Annotated in this window: 13 protein-coding genes and 1 tRNA gene; 3 read left to right on the forward strand and 11 right to left on the reverse strand. The window is 44.6% G+C overall.

What is annotated here, in order from left to right; all coding sequences use genetic code 11:
• Positions 1-17 precede the first annotated feature (17 nt).
• From tpiA to gap, 3 genes are all read right to left on the reverse strand, one after another.
• On the reverse strand, positions 18-776 hold the full coding sequence (gene tpiA / locus KE627_RS00905) for a triose-phosphate isomerase (RefSeq protein WP_013728118.1): 759 nt from the start codon (positions 774-776) through the stop codon (positions 18-20).
• A 130-nt stretch (positions 777-906) separates the two neighbouring features.
• On the reverse strand, positions 907-2,121 hold the full coding sequence (locus KE627_RS00910; protein ID WP_013728119.1) for a phosphoglycerate kinase: 1,215 nt from the start codon (positions 2,119-2,121) through the stop codon (positions 907-909).
• Positions 2,122-2,223: 102 nt separating this feature from the next.
• Positions 2,224-3,234, reverse strand: coding sequence for a type I glyceraldehyde-3-phosphate dehydrogenase (gene gap / locus KE627_RS00915; protein ID WP_013728120.1), 1,011 nt, complete (start codon positions 3,232-3,234; stop codon positions 2,224-2,226).
• Between the two features lie 262 nt (positions 3,235-3,496).
• On the opposite strand from gap, the gene KE627_RS00920 reads away from it, so the two are divergent.
• Positions 3,497-3,568: transfer RNA gene (locus KE627_RS00920), tRNA-Arg, on the forward strand.
• A 173-nt stretch (positions 3,569-3,741) separates the two neighbouring features.
• Here KE627_RS00920 and KE627_RS00925 read toward each other — a convergent pair.
• Entirely contained in the window at positions 3,742-4,188 is a 447-nt protein-coding gene (locus KE627_RS00925; protein ID WP_013728121.1) for a GNAT family N-acetyltransferase, read from the reverse strand.
• Positions 4,189-4,432: 244 nt separating this feature from the next.
• Complete coding sequence (locus tag KE627_RS00930; protein WP_013728122.1) at positions 4,433-5,365, reverse strand: VOC family protein; 933 nt, start codon at positions 5,363-5,365, stop codon at positions 4,433-4,435.
• Positions 5,366-5,591: 226 nt separating this feature from the next.
• Between KE627_RS00930 and KE627_RS00935 the strand changes: the two genes are divergently transcribed.
• Together KE627_RS00935 and KE627_RS00940 are read left to right on the forward strand one after the other, a co-directional pair.
• Complete coding sequence (locus KE627_RS00935) at positions 5,592-6,185, forward strand: ATP-dependent Clp protease proteolytic subunit (protein ID WP_013728123.1); 594 nt, start codon at positions 5,592-5,594, stop codon at positions 6,183-6,185.
• Positions 6,186-6,354: 169 nt separating this feature from the next.
• Positions 6,355-7,431, forward strand: coding sequence for a zinc-dependent alcohol dehydrogenase family protein (locus tag KE627_RS00940; protein ID WP_013728124.1), 1,077 nt, complete (start codon positions 6,355-6,357; stop codon positions 7,429-7,431).
• A gap of 120 nt (positions 7,432-7,551) precedes the next feature.
• On the opposite strand, the gene whiA is transcribed toward KE627_RS00940, so the two are convergent.
• The 6 genes from whiA to KE627_RS00970 form a co-directional block, all read right to left on the reverse strand.
• Positions 7,552-8,496, reverse strand: a complete 945-nt coding sequence (gene whiA / locus KE627_RS00945; protein ID WP_056938707.1) for a DNA-binding protein WhiA — start codon at positions 8,494-8,496, stop codon at positions 7,552-7,554.
• Positions 8,497-8,526: 30 nt separating this feature from the next.
• On the reverse strand, positions 8,527-9,531 hold the full coding sequence (locus tag KE627_RS00950) for a gluconeogenesis factor YvcK family protein (protein ID WP_013728126.1): 1,005 nt from the start codon (positions 9,529-9,531) through the stop codon (positions 8,527-8,529).
• Positions 9,531-10,415, reverse strand: a complete 885-nt coding sequence (gene rapZ, locus KE627_RS00955; RefSeq protein WP_013728127.1) for an RNase adapter RapZ — start codon at positions 10,413-10,415, stop codon at positions 9,531-9,533. The genes KE627_RS00950 and rapZ overlap by 1 nt, the downstream gene beginning before the upstream one ends.
• Positions 10,416-10,596: 181 nt before the next feature.
• Positions 10,597-13,473, reverse strand: coding sequence for an excinuclease ABC subunit UvrA (uvrA, locus tag KE627_RS00960; RefSeq protein WP_013728128.1), 2,877 nt, complete (start codon positions 13,471-13,473; stop codon positions 10,597-10,599).
• Positions 13,474-13,493: 20 nt separating this feature from the next.
• Positions 13,494-15,500, reverse strand: coding sequence for an excinuclease ABC subunit UvrB (uvrB, locus tag KE627_RS00965; protein ID WP_013728129.1), 2,007 nt, complete (start codon positions 15,498-15,500; stop codon positions 13,494-13,496).
• Between the two features lie 123 nt (positions 15,501-15,623).
• On the reverse strand, positions 15,624-16,274 hold the full coding sequence (locus tag KE627_RS00970; protein WP_013728130.1) for a YfbR-like 5'-deoxynucleotidase: 651 nt from the start codon (positions 16,272-16,274) through the stop codon (positions 15,624-15,626).
• Positions 16,275-16,297 lie beyond the last annotated feature (23 nt).

Below are 16,297 nucleotides of genomic sequence, written 5' to 3' on the forward strand. Positions count from 1 at the left end.
TAAATCAGCGAATTTAACTATTTTTGTAAAAAGTTTGCAAGCTTTAAGAATGAATCCGGTTTTAAGCTGGCACCACCGGCCAAAACACCGTCGATATCAGTCTGTGACAGAATGTCATCGGCGTTTTCGTCGTTTACACTGCCGCCATACAAAACTCGGACTTGATCGGCAATATCATCGCCATACAAATCAGCAATGGTTTGACGAATTAAATAACAACCCTCTTCGGCTTCATCGCTGCTGGCGGTTTTGCCGCTGCCGATTGCCCAACTGGGTTCGTAAGCAACAATGATCTTCTCAGCTTGTTGCGGGGTAATCGATTTAAGGGCGTTGGTCACTTGACTGACCACCCAGGAAATTCGATCAGCGGATTCACGCCGGCTCATCGTTTCATCACAGCAGATGATTGGTGTTAATTGGTTGCGAAAAGCAGCGTGAACCTTTTTATTAATAATGTCGTCGGTTTCGTTAAAGTACTTACGACGCTCTGAATGACCAATAATAACGTGGGTCACGCCCATTTCGGCAAGCGCTTTGGGGCTGGTCTCCCCGGTGTATGCGCCCTCGTCTTCATAAAAACAATTTTCAGCGGAGATAATCAGTGGTGAATCACCATTTTCTTCGACCATGCTCTCCAAAAAGAGTGGCGAAGCCGCAATACAGGTCTCGGTTATCTTAGGATCGGGTAATTTACCCTCGATGGCTTGAAGAAATTTGACTGCTTCAGCGACTGATAAATTCATTTTCCAGTTACCCGCAACGAACGGAATTCTCATAAGAATCATCCTTTACATTTTTTAGCTTAATGCCATTGTAACCAAAAGAGAATTTAAAAGCCACATTTTTCTCCTATACCAATTTTTAGTAAAAGAAAAAGAGCTCGCTAAATAGCAAGCTCTTCGTCAATTATTTGTTGTCAATTGCTGCAATACCAGGGAGTGTTTTACCTTCAAGATATTGAAGTGAAGCACCACCACCAGTTGAAATGTGGGTCAATTTGTCAGCAACGCCTAATTGTTTGACAGCGGCAGTTGAATCACCACCACCAACAATTGTAGTCGCATCGTTTAACGTTCCAAGGAACTTACCAATGCGAAGGGTTCCTTGGGCGTAGTTAGGCATTTCAAAGACACCCATCGGTCCGTTCCAAACAACGGTCTTAGCATCTTTAAGAACATTTTCAAAGTCTTCAATTGACTTAGGACCAATGTCCAAAGCCATCCAGCCGTCATCAATGTCACCGGCAACAACTTTGTGTTCTGCGTCGTTCTTAAATTCTTTAGCAACCACGTTGTCAGTTGGGAGAACGATCTTGTCGCCACCCTTTTCAAGGATCTTCTTGGCAACATCAATCTTGTCTTTTTCGATCAATGAGTCACCAATCTTGATTCCTTTGGCTGCATAGAATGTGTAAGTCATTCCACCACCGATGATGATCTTGTCTGCCTTATCGAGCAGATTGTCAATCACACCGATCTTATCAGAAACTTTGGCACCACCGAGAATAGCAACAAATGGGCGCTTTGGATTGTTAACAGCTTCGCCTAAGAACTGAATTTCTTTTTCCATCAAGAAACCAGCAGCAACTGGCTTGCCGTCTTTGTGCATTGCTTCGGCGATTCCAGCGTTTGAGGCGTGGGATCTGTGAGCAGTACCAAAAGCATCGTTAATGAATTCGTCGGCAAGTGAAGCCCAGTATTCACCTAATTTAGGATCATTACCGGATTCACGCTTGACGTATTCACCATTAACGACATCTTCATAACGAGTGTTTTCAAATAAGAGAACACTGCCGTCTTCCATTTTGTTGATAGCGTCTTCAAGCTGTTTACCTTCAGTAACGGGAACGAAAATAACCGGCTTGTTCAATAAGTTGGAAAGACGTTCTGCAACTGGGCGTAATGAAAGGCCCTTCTTGTCGTCTTCTTTTTTGATTCGGCCAAGATGTGAGCAAAGAATTGCTTTGCCTTTGTGGTCCAAAACGTACTTAATGGTTGGTAAAGCAGCTTGGATACGGTTATCGTCACCAATAACGCCGTCTTTGATCGGAACGTTAAAGTCGACACGCATCAAAACTTTCTTTCCTTCGAGATTTAAATCAGAAACTGTTAATTTTGCCAATTTGGAAACCTCCCAAAATCGATTTGATTTGTGATCTAGAGAACATAGCGAGATAGTAAAAGACGGAGAAGGCCACCCTCCTCCGCCAATTACAATTAATTATTAAAGTGAAGCGAACTTCAACAAGGTACGAACCATGTTGCAAGTGAAGCCCCATTCGTTATCGTACCAAGCAACAGTCTTAACAAGTTGGCTGTCACCGGCAGTAGTAACTTCAGTTTGAGTTGGGTCAAATACTGAACCATGTGAATCATCAATGATATCTGATGAAACAATTTCGTCAGCGTTGTAACCAAATGCAGGGTTGTCAGCGGTGTGCTTCTTCATAGCATCGTTAACTTCGTCAGCAGTAACCTTCTTGTCAAGGACTGCAACTAATTCAGTTAATGAACCATCAACGACAGCAACACGTTGTGCGTGTCCTTGGAGTTTGCCGGCAAGATCTGGGATAACCAAACCAATAGCCTTGGCAGCACCAGTTGAATGAGGAATCGTGTTAGCACTGGCCGTACGGTTGTTACGCTTCTTCTTAGTCTTAGGACCATCAAGAATTTGTTGTGAAGCAGTGAATGCGTGAACAGTCGTCATAGTACCAACTTTGATACCAAAGTCTTTGTTCATGAAGTAAGCCATTGGTGCCAAGCAGTTAGTGGTACATGAACCAGCTGAAACGATGACATCGTTTGAGTTCAATTCATCCAAGTTAACACCAGGAACAACAGTCTTAATTTGACCAGCAGGTGCTGAAATCAAGACACGCTTTGCACCAGCTTTGATATGAGCTTGTGATTTTTCTTCTGAAGTGTAGAAACCAGTACATTCAAGTACGTAGTCAACACCGTCATTTTTAACCCAAGGAAGGTTAGAAGCATCTTTTTCTGCGTAAACAGGAATTTCTTTACCGTCAACGACGATACCCTTGTCAGTTGCTGAAACATCACCAGGGAAACGTCCATGGGTTGAATCATACTTCAATAAATAAGCCAACATTGATGGAGTGGTCAAATCGTTAATTGCAGCCACTTCAATCTCGTCGGAGTGTAATTCGTGGATCCGCTTGAAAGCCAAACGACCAATTCGGCCAAAACCGTTAATACCAATCTTTACAGTCATACTAAGTTTTCCTCCTTTAGGAAATAAGAAAATATTAAGACACAGTACACGTTAATCGTACCATGAAATGAAAACAAAGTCAGCACCCTTGTGAACGAAAGTTCAAAGTATGCATCGAGTAACCATAAAATATTACCCAAATTCGAGTATAGCAGACCGCGGGAGAATTGCAATGCAAATGGATTTAGTAAGCGTTTTCACAATCAATTTTTCTTTGTTCTTGAAAAAGTTCTCACTTTCTAGTATATTGGTATAGGAAGTTGCGCCCGTAGTGTAATGGATCGCACGTAAGATTCCGGTTCTTGAAATGAGGGTTCGATTCCCCCCGGGCGCATCAGATTTCACTGACCCATCGCAAGCAAGGATTCATGTTTCATTAGGTCATTTTTGACACATAGGTAATTGTGTTAGTGGTGAAACTAGGTTCAGTGGACACAAAGCAATTTTAATCAGCGAAACAGTGAGGCAGATGCCCCGCTGTTTTTTTGTAAGCAATCAGCTTGATCGTCATTCCGCTTTTTTCATATACAGAATTGGAAAGTGATTGCCCTGTTCATCAAATTCCGTGCGCTTGTAAACTTCAAATCCCATGTGCTCATAAAATCCGCGCGCAAGTGGGTTTTGTTCGTTCACACCAAGCTGGTCGATCGAATACTGCTCCATCCCATAATCCAATAGTCGTTTGCCCAAACCCTTACCACGGTATTGATTTGAGATAAACAACATTTCAAGCATTCGGTCATTAATTCCCATGAAGCCAACCGGATCCCCATTGTCGTTTTCAATCACGATTAAATGCTGGACGCCGCCAATAGCTTCCGGAATGACCTTCTTAATCTTTTGAATCTCGTTATCTGTCAAAAATAAATGGGTCGCCTTGACGGAACTCTCCCAAACCGTCAACAAGTCCTTCACCAATTTGGGACTGACCTTGGTTTCTTCGACAATTTTCATTCTCTTTCTCACTTTCATGCAAACTGACTAGGGTGTCTGTTCCTATGCCAAACAATTCCATTTATCGCTTCTGGAGTGCCAAATCAAGTCCCAAAATATCTCAGGTAAGTCATGGGATGTTTCTTGACGGTTTGGTCCTTTCAATGGTCGGCTTGATTTCACAAACAACAAAGAGGTCCAAGCTTAATCCTTGAACCTCTTTTTTTGATGGTTAATCTTTTCTTCGCAATTCAACAACCCCTGGTTAATCCGGGACGGACGTTGGCTCTCGAACACCTTCGGTAAAATCAACGCCTTCTTTAGCATAGAAGTCCATGATCTCTTGACGTTGGGACTCAAATTTCGGTGGCAATGACAGTCCCTGCCCCATCGTCAAAATGGGTTCTTCGAGACTGAACCCCGGAGTCGTCGTGGCAATTTCAACCCGGTTATCACCAGGATCGCGGACGTACAGACTCTTGAACCAGCCACGATCGGCATACTCTTCAATGTTTAAGTGCTGTTCTTTGGCAATATCCCAGAATTTGAACAAGGCCGCGTTAGTTGGGGCTTGAATCGCAAAATGATCGATACTGCCCCGGCCAAACCGGGTCCGGACATCTTGCTGGTCACTTTCAAATAATTCAATGGACTGGCCGTCCTCCAATTGGACAACATTATTTTCTACCGGAATGCCCAACCAGTTATGGAAAAAGGCACTGGTAGCTTCAGGATCCGGCACGTGGAGTTCTGTTCCCATTAAATGCGTAATTTGTTTTTCAGCGGGGATCCCATTATCAGGAACCACCCGCATATCGGTTAAAACTTCTGACGTCTCCAATAATTTAACTTCCACATCATCAGGGTCGGCGAATACCAGACCATGGTCAATATCTTGAACGGTCACTGAATGGTCGGTTAACCGTTTCTTCCAAAAATCAGTGCTCCCGGTTGGAATCGAAAGTTTGATATTATTGAAGAAATGCTTACCGTCAGTCCGATGGCCTAATAATGGCACCACAAAAAATGTCACCACTGACCCCGGTGTTCCGAGATAGTCACCGTAGAATAAGTGACGAATGCGGATATTTTCCTGATTGACGGTGTTTTTTACCAGGCGCATCCCCAAAACCCGGGTATAAAAATCAATGTTTTGTTGAGCATCTCTGGTTAACAGTGAAATATGATGAGTTCTCATAGTATATCCTCCCGACTCGGTATTTGCTGATTACTGTTATTGTATCACGAATGAATCCGCTTTCTTATTATAAGCATTTCTTTATCAAAGACTGATGAAGATTGACCGTAAAAATTAATGATTTGATGTGAGCAAAACATTTGACCTTTTTTGACCAATAAACTATCATATTAACATGAACTTGGCGTAAGCCATCTTTCATAAAACCTATAAGGAGGCATCTTGAATGAATTTAGTGCCAACCGTCATTGAACAATCCGCAGGCGGTGAACGTGCGTATGATATTTATTCACGTTTGCTAAAAGACCGAATTATCATGTTATCAGGCCCTATCGAAGACGACATGGCTAATGCGATTATCGCCCAATTACTTTTCTTGGATGCTCAAGACTCAGAAAAAGATATTTACCTCTACATCAACTCACCTGGTGGTGTGATCACCTCAGGCATGGCCATTTACGATACCATGAACTTTGTTAAGTCAGACGTTCAAACGATCGTAATGGGAATGGCCGCATCAATGGCTTCTGTCCTTGCTTCTTCTGGAGCAAAGGGTAAGCGATTTGCTCTGCCACATGCCCAAGTCTTGATTCACCAACCTTCTGGTGGTGCTCAAGGTCAACAAACTGAAATTGAAATTGCTGCTGAAGAAATTCTCAAAGCTCGTAAGATGATCAACAATCTCTTAGCTGAGAATTCCGGTCAACCAATTGAGAAGATCAACAAAGACACCGAGCGTGATAATTACCTCACTGCCCAGGAAGCTGTTGATTATGGCCTTTTGGATGGCATTATGACCAGCAGTTCCGAAAAGCAGTAATTCAATTCGTTAATTGAATTGTGTGATGCCTTTCAAAGCAGTCCTCATTTTATGAGGGCTGCTTTTTTTACATAATCCACCTGATTGATAATCGGTTGATGACCGACTAGAATATAGGTGAAGTTAGTTAAAAAATTAACATGATGAATGATGAATCGAGGCCATTAATATGGATGTTAATCAAACAAAAGAACAAGTTAAACAAACTGCTGATGAATCAATCCCCACTGAGATGAAGGCCTGGGAAATTGTTAAGCCTGGTTCAATTAACGGTGCGGTTTCTCCTTTACGTTACACCACCAAGCCGGTGCCAAAACCAAAACGAGGCGAAGTTTTGGTCAAGGTCATCGCTTGCGGGGTCTGCCACACGGATCTCCATGTAACTGAAGGCGATCTGCCGGTTCATAAGGAACATTTGACGCCCGGTCATGAAATCGTTGGTCGGGTCGTTCAGATGGGTGCTGAAACCCGTCGATTTAAATTAGGCGATCGGATTGGGATTCCTTGGTTACGTTGGACTTGCGGGGTTTGTGAATATTGCCGGTCCGGGAGAGAAAATCTCTGCCCCAACTCACTTTATACCGGCTGGGATCATGATGGCGGCTATGCAGAATACGTCACTGTTCCGGAAGGCTTCGCATACCGGATTCCGGCCCGGTTTGATTCACTGACGGCTGCCCCACTGCTTTGCGCCGGAATCATCGGCTATCGGGCATATGAACGGGCTAACGTCCCTGCAGGCGGCACCTTGGGCCTGTATGGTTTCGGTGGCTCGGCTCATCTAACCGCCCAAATTGCAATGAAACAAGGCATCGAGGTTCACGTTTTAACCCGTGGTGAAGATGCCAGGAAATTTGCCCTGCAGCTGGGAGCGGCCTCAGCCAGAGGAACCTATGATATGCCACCCGTTAAGCTGGATTCGGCAATCAACTACACACCGGTGGGTGACGTGGTTCCAAAAGCCATGGAAGCGCTGAAACCAGGTGGCACGTTGGCAATGGCCGGTATCCACTCAACAGATATTCCGCAAATGAGTTATCCAAGTCACATTTTCCATGAAAAAAATCTCACCAGTGTCGAAAGCAACACCCGCCGGGATGGTGAAGAGTTCCTGACATTGGCTGATCGACTCAATATCCATCCGGAGGTCACTGAATATCCGTTGGCCAAAGCTGACGAGGCACTGAAATATATTGCCAAAGGTGATATTCGTGGGGCCTGTGTTTTAAGAGTCAGTGAGGGCTAACCTCTGTCATTAACAGTTAAATGATTGGATTCAAAAAGGATTCTAACTATTTCACAGCGAAATAATTAGAATCTTTTTTAGGTTTAAAAATGTGTTGAAACTTTACTAGCTTGGTCAAAACTAAACTTCAGGGGTCAGTCCCTGAGCCAGCTTGCCGGCATATTCGTTAATCTTTCGCAATCGGTGATTAACCCCGGATTTGGAAATTGGTCCACCCTCCACCAAGTCGCCCAACTCTTTCAAACTGACTTCGGGATGTTTCAAGCGCGCCCGGGCAACTTGGGCCAGCTTAGGGTTCAGTTTATTTAATCCGACCATCTCGTCAATCAGTTTGATATTTTCAATCTGCTTACTGGCAGCGTTGGCAACCTTGTTGAGGTTGGCGTTTTCACAATTAACCAGTCGATTCACGGAGTTGCGCATGTCGCGAACAATCCGAATATCTTCAAATTTCAGCATCGAGCTGGTCGCACCGATCAATTGCAAAAAGTCGGCAATTTTTTCAGCCTCTTTCAAGTAAGTGATGTAGCCGCTTCGCCGTTGCGTAGTCCGGGCTTTGAGGTGATACTTGTTCATCATTTCTGCAACCATTTCGTTATGATTTTCATACAGGGAATAGATTTCCAAATGATACCTGGAAGTTTCTGGGTTATTAACAGAGCCGCTGGCTAAAAAGGCTCCCCGCAGATATGAGCGGATTTGCGAATCTTCTGTCAGCATATGACTTGGAACCCGTTCAACGATTGAAGCACCATCAAAAATGCCCAGATCATCCAACAGCTGGGTTGCCTTATTTTCAACTCGTAAAATATATAAATTATTCTTTTTCAGCTTCATTTTACGACGAACACTGAGCTCGCCAGTGATCCCGTAGAACTTTGAAAGCAGCTTGTACATCCGCCTGGCAATTGCCGGATTTTCGGATGAAACGTTTAACACAAAGTGATGATTGGATATTGAAAGGGAGCCATTAATTCGAATCAAGGCCATTAATTCAGCCTTGGCATTATCCCGGTGAACGGTCAAAGAGGTTAGTTCCTTTTTGACCTCACTTGCGTATGACATTTAATCCCCTCCATTTCTTGAGTGACTGGCCTACTTATGGTCGTCCAATGATCGACCCAGTAAATTGATCAATTCGTCAGCGACCTCTTGACCATTGTGAAAGGCACCGCGATCCTTTAATTCCAGAAAATCGGCTGAGATAACCCGACAGCCCATGGCCCGCAATCCGGCAAAATCATGTTTAACCGGCTGGGAGACTTCATTCCATTTTTGGTGGTCAATGTATTCAGCCGGCACTTCTTTGATGTTCACCAAAACGGTATTAATAAAATTCATCCCTAAATGGCGATTCAAGACCCGAACATGGTCGGCTTCGGTGAAGTTCTCAGTTTCACCCTTTTGAGTCATGATATTACAAATATAGACGATGTCGGCGCTGGTTTGTCGTAAGGCTTCACCCACGTTTTCAATCATTAAGTTGGGCAAAATACTGGTGAACAGACTTCCAGGGCCCAAGACAATCTGATCAGCGTTCATAATCGCATCAATCACTTGATGAACCGCCTCTGGTTTATGAGAATCATCAGTCGTCTCGACCCAAACGCGCTTAATCAATTTGCCGGCAGCCGTAATTTCAGATTCACCGCTCATTGTCGTGCCATCACTAAATTCGGCGTTTAATTCCAGGGGCTCGTTGGCAGCCGGATAAATATGGCCATCCACCTTGAGCATGTCACTCAATATCTGGACGGAATCAAAAATACCGCCTTTCATCTCTGAAAGTGCTGCAATAATCAAATTGCCCAAAGCGTGACCGGCAAAGAATTGGTCTGAACTTCGAAATCGGTATTGAAACAAATCCAAATACAACTCAGGCATCTCCGATAGTGCCACCATAACGTTCCGGATATCGCCAGGCGGAACGACGTTAATGTAGTTTCTCAAGATACCAGAAGAACCACCATCATCGGCGACGGTGACAATTGCAGTAATGTCGACGTGTCGATTTCGTAAGTTTTTGAGGATAACTGGCAGCCCAGTTCCCCCACCAATCACGACAATTCGCGGTTGGTGCGTATGAAGTGCGTCAAGCATCAGTTACCCTCCTTTGTTTTATGGCGGTCAATATCCCGATGGGTGATGTTCACCGGATACTGATCTTTCAAGTCATTTGCCAGCTGTTGGGCAATTGCCACAGAACGATGTTGCCCGCCGGTACAGCCGATCGCAATAGTTAAGCTGGCCTTGCCTTCCTTTTGGTAACCGGGCAGTGTGAAGACCATCATATCCAATAATTTTTGATAAAATTCTTTGGCCCCTTGGGAGTTCATGACATAATCGCGAACTGGTTTATCAAGGCCGGTTTTGTAACGCATTTTGGCATCATAATATGGGTTGGGCAGGAATCGGACGTCCATGACAATGTCAGCGTCCAACGGCAGCCCATATTTGAAACCAAACGACATCACTTCCACGTGGAAAGTATGTGTTTCATCAGTTGATTCAAAATTGTGGAAAACTTCTTCACGTAACCGCCGGGGCGCCATATTGGTGGTATCGACAACCAAGTCAGCAGCCTGTTTGACGTTGGCCAACAATTCACGCTCTTTTTTAATACCGTCAATAACGCGTCCATTACGAGCCAGCGGATGAGCCCGACGCGTTTCTTTGTATCGGGAAACGAGTTTTTGGTCAGATGAATCAAGAAAAATGATGTCAACATTATTGTCATCATTTTTCTTTAAATCGTTAAACATATCGATGATTTCATCGTAAAAGACCTGTGACCGCAAATCCATTACTAAAGCAATTTTATTAATATCCCGCTCCATGCGGATTAATTCTTTAAATTTTGGCAGCAAGGTTGGCGGCATATTATCGACGCAAAAATACCCCAAATCTTCAAAGCTTTGCATGGCAACGGTCTTACCAGCACCACTCATTCCGGTGATGATGACGAATTGGTTGTTAACAGCCATAATGATTTCCTTTCGTATAACGAACTTCAACCAGTATAACATACCGGGTGTGTCATGTGAATGAAAGAAACACCCGGAGATACTTGTCCCCGACCCAGTGAGCATTCTAGCAGTAATGGGGCAACTTCAGACAGCAAAAAAGAGCCACTTCCAATCAGTTCATTGAAATGGCTCAACCAAATTATTTACTTGCTTTGACTGCCTGCTTTTCAGCCTGCTTGGTCAATTTCTTATCCCTTTCAAGGACGGGCTTAAGGTACTGACCAGTGTAACTCTCAGGGACTTTGGCCAACTGTTCGGGAGTCCCGGTCGCAACGACCGTTCCCCCACCATCGCCGCCTTCCGGTCCCAAATCAATCAGATAATCGGCACTCTTAACGACATCCAAGTTGTGCTCAATGATCAAAACGGTATTGCCTTGATCAACCAGCTTTTGAAGGACGCCTAATAATCGCCGAATATCCTCACTATGAAGACCGGTGGTTGGTTCATCGAGAATGTAGAAGTTTTGGCCATTGGCCTTCTTATGCAGCTCAGAAGCCAACTTCATTCGTTGGGCTTCCCCACCAGATAAAGTTGTGGCCGGCTGGCCCAAATGAACATATCCCAAACCAACGTCTTTAATTGTTTGAAGCTTGCGAGAAATTTTAGGGATGGCACTGAAAAAGTCCACGGCTTCGTCAACGGTCATGTCCAATACATCGGCGATATTCTTGCCTTTGTATTCAACCTCAAGGGTCTCGGCATTGTACCGCTTGCCATGACATACTTCACAAGGAACGTAAACGTCTGGCAGAAAGTTCATTTCAATCTTCAAGATGCCGTCACCATGACAGGTTTCACAGCGACCGCCCTTAACGTTAAAACTAAAGCGGCCCTTTTTGAAGCCCCGAAGTTTGGCATCGTTGGTATTGGCAAACAAGCCGCGAATGTCGTCAAACACACCGGTATAGGTGGCTGGGTTGGAACGCGGTGTTCGACCGATTGGCGTTTGGTCAATATCGATAATTTTTTCAATATTTTTATAACCAGAAATGGACTTGTATTTACCCGGCTTCTCGGAATTATGATTGAGTTTCTGGGCAAGGGCCTTTTTCAAAATATCATTGACCAAAGTCGACTTACCGGAGCCGGAGACACCTGTCATCACAACCATCTTGCCGAGCGGAAAATCAACCGTCAAATCCTTGAGGTTGTTCTCAGCAGCACCAGTGACTCGAATTTCCTTACCGTTTCCCTTGCGGCGCTTATCTGGAACCGGAATAAACCGCTTGCCTGAGAGGTATTGGCCGGTGATCGATTCCGGTACTTTTTCAATGTCGGCGGGTGTTCCGACGGCCATTACCCGACCGCCTTGCTGACCGGCACCCGGGCCGATGTCGACGATATAATCGGCAGCCCGCATGGTATCCTCATCATGCTCGACCACGATCAGGGTATTGCCCAAATCGCGCATTTTCTTGAGGGAGGCAATCAGTCGGTCATTATCCCGTTGATGCAGCCCAATTGAGGGCTCGTCAAGAATATAAAGAACGCCCGTCAAATTTGAACCAATCTGAGTTGCCAAGCGAATTCGCTGAGCTTCCCCGCCTGATAAAGTCCGAGCGGAACGTGAGAGGGTCAGGTAATCCAACCCAACATTTCTTAGAAAAGTCAGTCGATCAGTAATTTCTTTGATAATTGATTTGGCAATCATTGTATCCTGTTCACCAAATGTCAGCGATTTAAAGAAGTTCAATTCTGCTGTGACATCAAGAGCTGAAATTTGGGCAACGTTATGCTTGCCAACCTTAACAGCCAATGCCTGACGGTTCAAACGATAGCCGTGGCAGGTCTGACAAGTTAATTCGGTCATATACTGACTTAAATTGTCCCTGGTAAAGTCGCTGCTGGTGTTGTGATAGCGCCGGTCGACGTTATTGACAACCCCTTCAAACGGGCCGTCAACATCACGGATGCCGCCAAAGTCACTTTGGAGGACAAAATGGAATGATTTGGTCTTTGAACCGTATAACACAAAGGTTTGCTGTTTCTTCGGCAGTTTGTTAAATGGCACGTCCATGTCGATGCCTTGAGCATCACAAACCTGCTTGAGCATATTCGGATACCATTTGGAACTAGCAGAATTCCAAGGTGCCAGAGCCCCTTCGGCCAAAGTCTTGGTTCGATCAGGAACCACCAAATCTTCATCGACTTCCAGCTTCATTCCCAAACCATCACAGTCGGGACAAGCGCCCAGCGGTGAGTTAAAGGAAAACAGCCGTGGTTCGAGTTCACCGACTGTGAATCCGCAAATTGGGCAGGCGTAGTGTTCTGAAAACATCAGTGGATCGCGCTCGCCCAAAAAATCAGCGACGGCATAACCGCCACTAAGGCGCAAAGCAGCTTCCAATGAATCTGACAATCGGTTATTAATGCCATCTTTGACAATAATTCGGTCAATAATAATATTAATGTCATGGTTCTTATTTTTATCGAGTTCCGGTGCTTCATCAATATCATAGGTTTTGCCATCAACCTGTACCCGAACAAAGCCTTCACGCTTGATCTTTTCAAAAATCTTTTTGTGTTGACCTTTTTTCCCACGTACGATTGGTGACAGAATCTGCAATTTTGTTCTCTCAGGCAGTTTCATGATCTGGTCGATCATCTGGTCAACTGATTGACTGGAAATCACCGAGCCGTCGTTGGGACAGATTGGTACCCCCACTCGGGCCCACAACAGTCGAAAATAATCATTGATTTCAGTGACCGTTCCAACCGTCGACCTAGGGTTCTTGGAAGTGGTTTTTTGATCAATCGAAATTGCTGGACTCAAGCCATCAATTGAATCGACATCCGGCTTATCCATTTGCCCCAGAAATTGACGCGCGTATGATGACAAACTTTCAACGTATCGGCGCTGGCCTTCCGCATAAAGTGTATCGAAGGCCAGCGAGCTTTTCCCCGAGCCCGATAAGCCAGTCATGACAACCAGTTTATTTTTTGGAATTGTCACATTCACATTTTTTAAGTTGTGGGCACGTGCCCCACGAATGACGATTTTATCCATTGCCAATATGCATAATCTCCTTTAGATTACTTACTCGTTTGACCCTTTAATTCAATAATTGTATCACGCAAAGTAGCAGCCTGCTCAAAATCAAGCTTTTTGGCAGCGTCACGCATTTCTTCCGTCAAACGAGCCAGCATATCCTTTTGATCTTTCTTACTCATTTGTTCAAAATCACTTTCGACAAAGTCGTCCTTTTCGCCGGCATCATCCGAGCCTTTGGTAATCGAAATTAAGTTACGAATTGGTTTGACGATGGTGGTTGGCGTAATACCATGTTTCTTGTTATAAGCAATTTGAATGGCCCGTCGATGAGCGGTTTCGTCAATGGCCGCCTTCATTGAATCGGTCACGGTGTCCGCGTACATAATCACAGCGCCATGTTCATTCCGGGATGCCCGGCCGATAGTTTGGATCAACGAACGCTCATTACGGAGGAAGCCTTCCTTATCGGCATCCAAAATTGCAACCAAGGAAACTTCGGGAACATCAATTCCTTCCCGCAGCAAGTTAATACCGACCAAGACGTCAAACTTACCAAGCCGCAAGTCGCGAATGATTTGAGTTCGTTCAAGAGTCTTAATATCAGAATGCAGATACTTCACTTTGATCCCCAAATCTTTGAGATAATCAGTTAAATCTTCGGCCATTTTCTTGGTCAAAGTGGTCACAAAGACCCGCTCGTGCTTGTCAACCCGCTTATTGATTTCACCAACCAAATCATCCATTTGCCCCATAATCGGTCGGACGTCAATTGTTGGATCCAGTAAACCGGTTGGTCGAATGACCTGGTTAACCACATCTTTGGTTTGATCCAGCTCATAAGGCCCCGGAGTGGCAGACATGTAGACCACCTGATGCACGTGCTGCTCAAATTCGCTCAATGTCAGTGGCCGGTTGTCCAGTGCGCTTGGCAGCCGGAACCCGTAGTTGACCAACTGTTGCTTTCGAGCTTGGTCACCATTATACATCCCCCGAATCTGCGGCATTGTCTGGTGAGATTCGTCGACGACCAACAAGAAATCGTCAGGGAAGAAGTCAAGCAGCGTAAACGGCGGCTGCCCCGGCTTTCTGCGGTCCATAAACCGTGAATAATTCTCAATCCCGCTCGTGTAGCCCATTTCACGCATCATTTCGATATCGTAAGTAGTTCGTTGCTTCAACCGTTGTGCTTCCAGTAATTTGCCTTCTTTTTCAAACTTGGCAACCTGCTTGTCCATCTCGTCTTTAATCTCTGGTAGTGCAACGTTCATCACGTCATCACTGGTTAAAAAGTGAGTCGCCGGGAAAATCGCAATATGATCCCGATCGCCGATGACTTCACCAGTTAAAGTATCCACTTCGCGAATCCGGTCAATTTCATCGCCAAAAAACTCAATTCGAAAGGCATGTTCATCCCAGGATGCCGGGAAAACTTCAACAACATCCCCATGAACTCGAAAACGACCACGCTGAAAATCAATGTCGTTGCGGTCATATTGAATATCAACTAATTGGCGGAGAAAATGATCCCGTTCAATTGTCTGGCCAACCCGCAATGAAACAACGTGATTTCGATATTCGGATGGATCACCCAACCCAAAGATCGATGAAACTGAGGCAACCACGATGACATCGTTACGCTCCAGTAAGGAACTGGTTGCCGAGTGGCGTAGCTGGTCAATCTCATCATTAATCGACGAATCCTTTTCAATGTAAGTGTCACTGGATGGGACATAGGCCTCCGGTTGATAATAATCATAATAACTTACAAAATATTCAACGGCATTGTGGGGGAAGAACTCTTTAAATTCACCATACAGCTGGCCAGCTAAGGTTTTATTATGCGATAAGACCAAAGTTGGCTTGTTGACCTGGGCAATCACATTGGAAATGGTAAAAGTCTTCCCAGTTCCAGTAGCCCCTTTTAAAATTTGGGCTTTTTTGCCTTCGTTAATACCTGCCACTAACTTCTTGATTGCATCAGGCTGATCACCAGTTGGTTTATATTTGGATACTAGATCAAATTTTCGATCTGCTTCACGTTCAATCAATTTGAATCCCCCTAACCTCTATACCAAAATGACACAACATAAAAGGGCTGCAAGCAAAATCATATTTTGTTTCAGCCCACTATTCAACGCTATTTTACCATACGAACATACTTTCGCCAATCATTATTCCTTGGAATTGTCTTCCTTTTTTAAAACTTTGCGGGTGAGCCGTCTTAATTTATCCTGAGTCGTAAAGTTTTCGGCCAGCATATCCGGAATGACTTTCGTCAAAACATACTGAACACAATGCATATCACGGTACTCCAGCATCGTTGAGAGGCTCTCTTTATACATCTCAGGGTAGACTTCCTCGGGATTACCTTTTTGAATTTCGCCAAAGGATTCATACAACAGGTCAACTTTATCGGCCACCGCTAAAATACGGCCTTCCAAACTATCATCCTTGCCTTCCGACAGACGTCTTCGGTAGGCATCTTGAAATTCATCCGGAATTTCATTTTGGACAAAGTTTTCCGTCAATTTATCATCCACATCAGCCAGCATTGAACGCAGCTTGGGTGTTGCATACTTGACCGGCGTCTTGATGTCACCAATAAACCGCTCGGTATAATCATGATTGAGGGCTTTTTCATACAACCCGCGCCAGTCGACTTTTTCGCCGGCATTTTCCTCGACGTCACCTAAAAATTGGGCAATTTCAGTTACCTTGAATGAATGGGCAGCAACCGAATGCTGTTCGAATTTAAAGTAGCCAGGTGCTCGATTGATCAATTCCAACTCGTCTAAACTTTCCAAATACTGATGCATTCCCATTGATAATTCCCCGTCCTTTTCCT

Origin of the sequence: Lentilactobacillus buchneri (assembly GCF_018314255.1) — a bacterium.
Lineage (GTDB): Bacteria > Bacillota > Bacilli > Lactobacillales > Lactobacillaceae > Lentilactobacillus > Lentilactobacillus buchneri.

Bases quoted from the DNA above. Each gene is read 5' to 3' on its own strand.
- tpiA (WP_013728118.1), bottom strand. From the start codon at position 776: ATGAGAATTCCGTTCGTTGCGGGTAACTGGAAAATGAATTTATCAGTC.
- gap (WP_013728120.1), bottom strand. From the start codon at position 3,234: ATGACTGTAAAGATTGGTATTAACGGTTTTGGCCGAATTGGTCGTTTG.
- KE627_RS00925 (WP_013728121.1), bottom strand. From the start codon at position 4,188: ATGAAAATTGTCGAAGAAACCAAGGTCAGTCCCAAATTGGTGAAGGAC.
- KE627_RS00930 (WP_013728122.1), bottom strand. From the start codon at position 5,365: ATGAGAACTCATCATATTTCACTGTTAACCAGAGATGCTCAACAAAAC.
- KE627_RS00935 (WP_013728123.1), top strand. From the start codon at position 5,592: ATGAATTTAGTGCCAACCGTCATTGAACAATCCGCAGGCGGTGAACGT.
- KE627_RS00940 (WP_013728124.1), top strand. From the start codon at position 6,355: ATGGATGTTAATCAAACAAAAGAACAAGTTAAACAAACTGCTGATGAA.
- whiA (WP_056938707.1), bottom strand. From the start codon at position 8,496: ATGTCATACGCAAGTGAGGTCAAAAAGGAACTAACCTCTTTGACCGTT.
- KE627_RS00950 (WP_013728126.1), bottom strand. From the start codon at position 9,531: ATGCTTGACGCACTTCATACGCACCAACCGCGAATTGTCGTGATTGGT.
- rapZ (WP_013728127.1), bottom strand. From the start codon at position 10,415: ATGGCTGTTAACAACCAATTCGTCATCATCACCGGAATGAGTGGTGCT.
- KE627_RS00970 (WP_013728130.1), bottom strand. From the start codon at position 16,274: ATGGGAATGCATCAGTATTTGGAAAGTTTAGACGAGTTGGAATTGATC.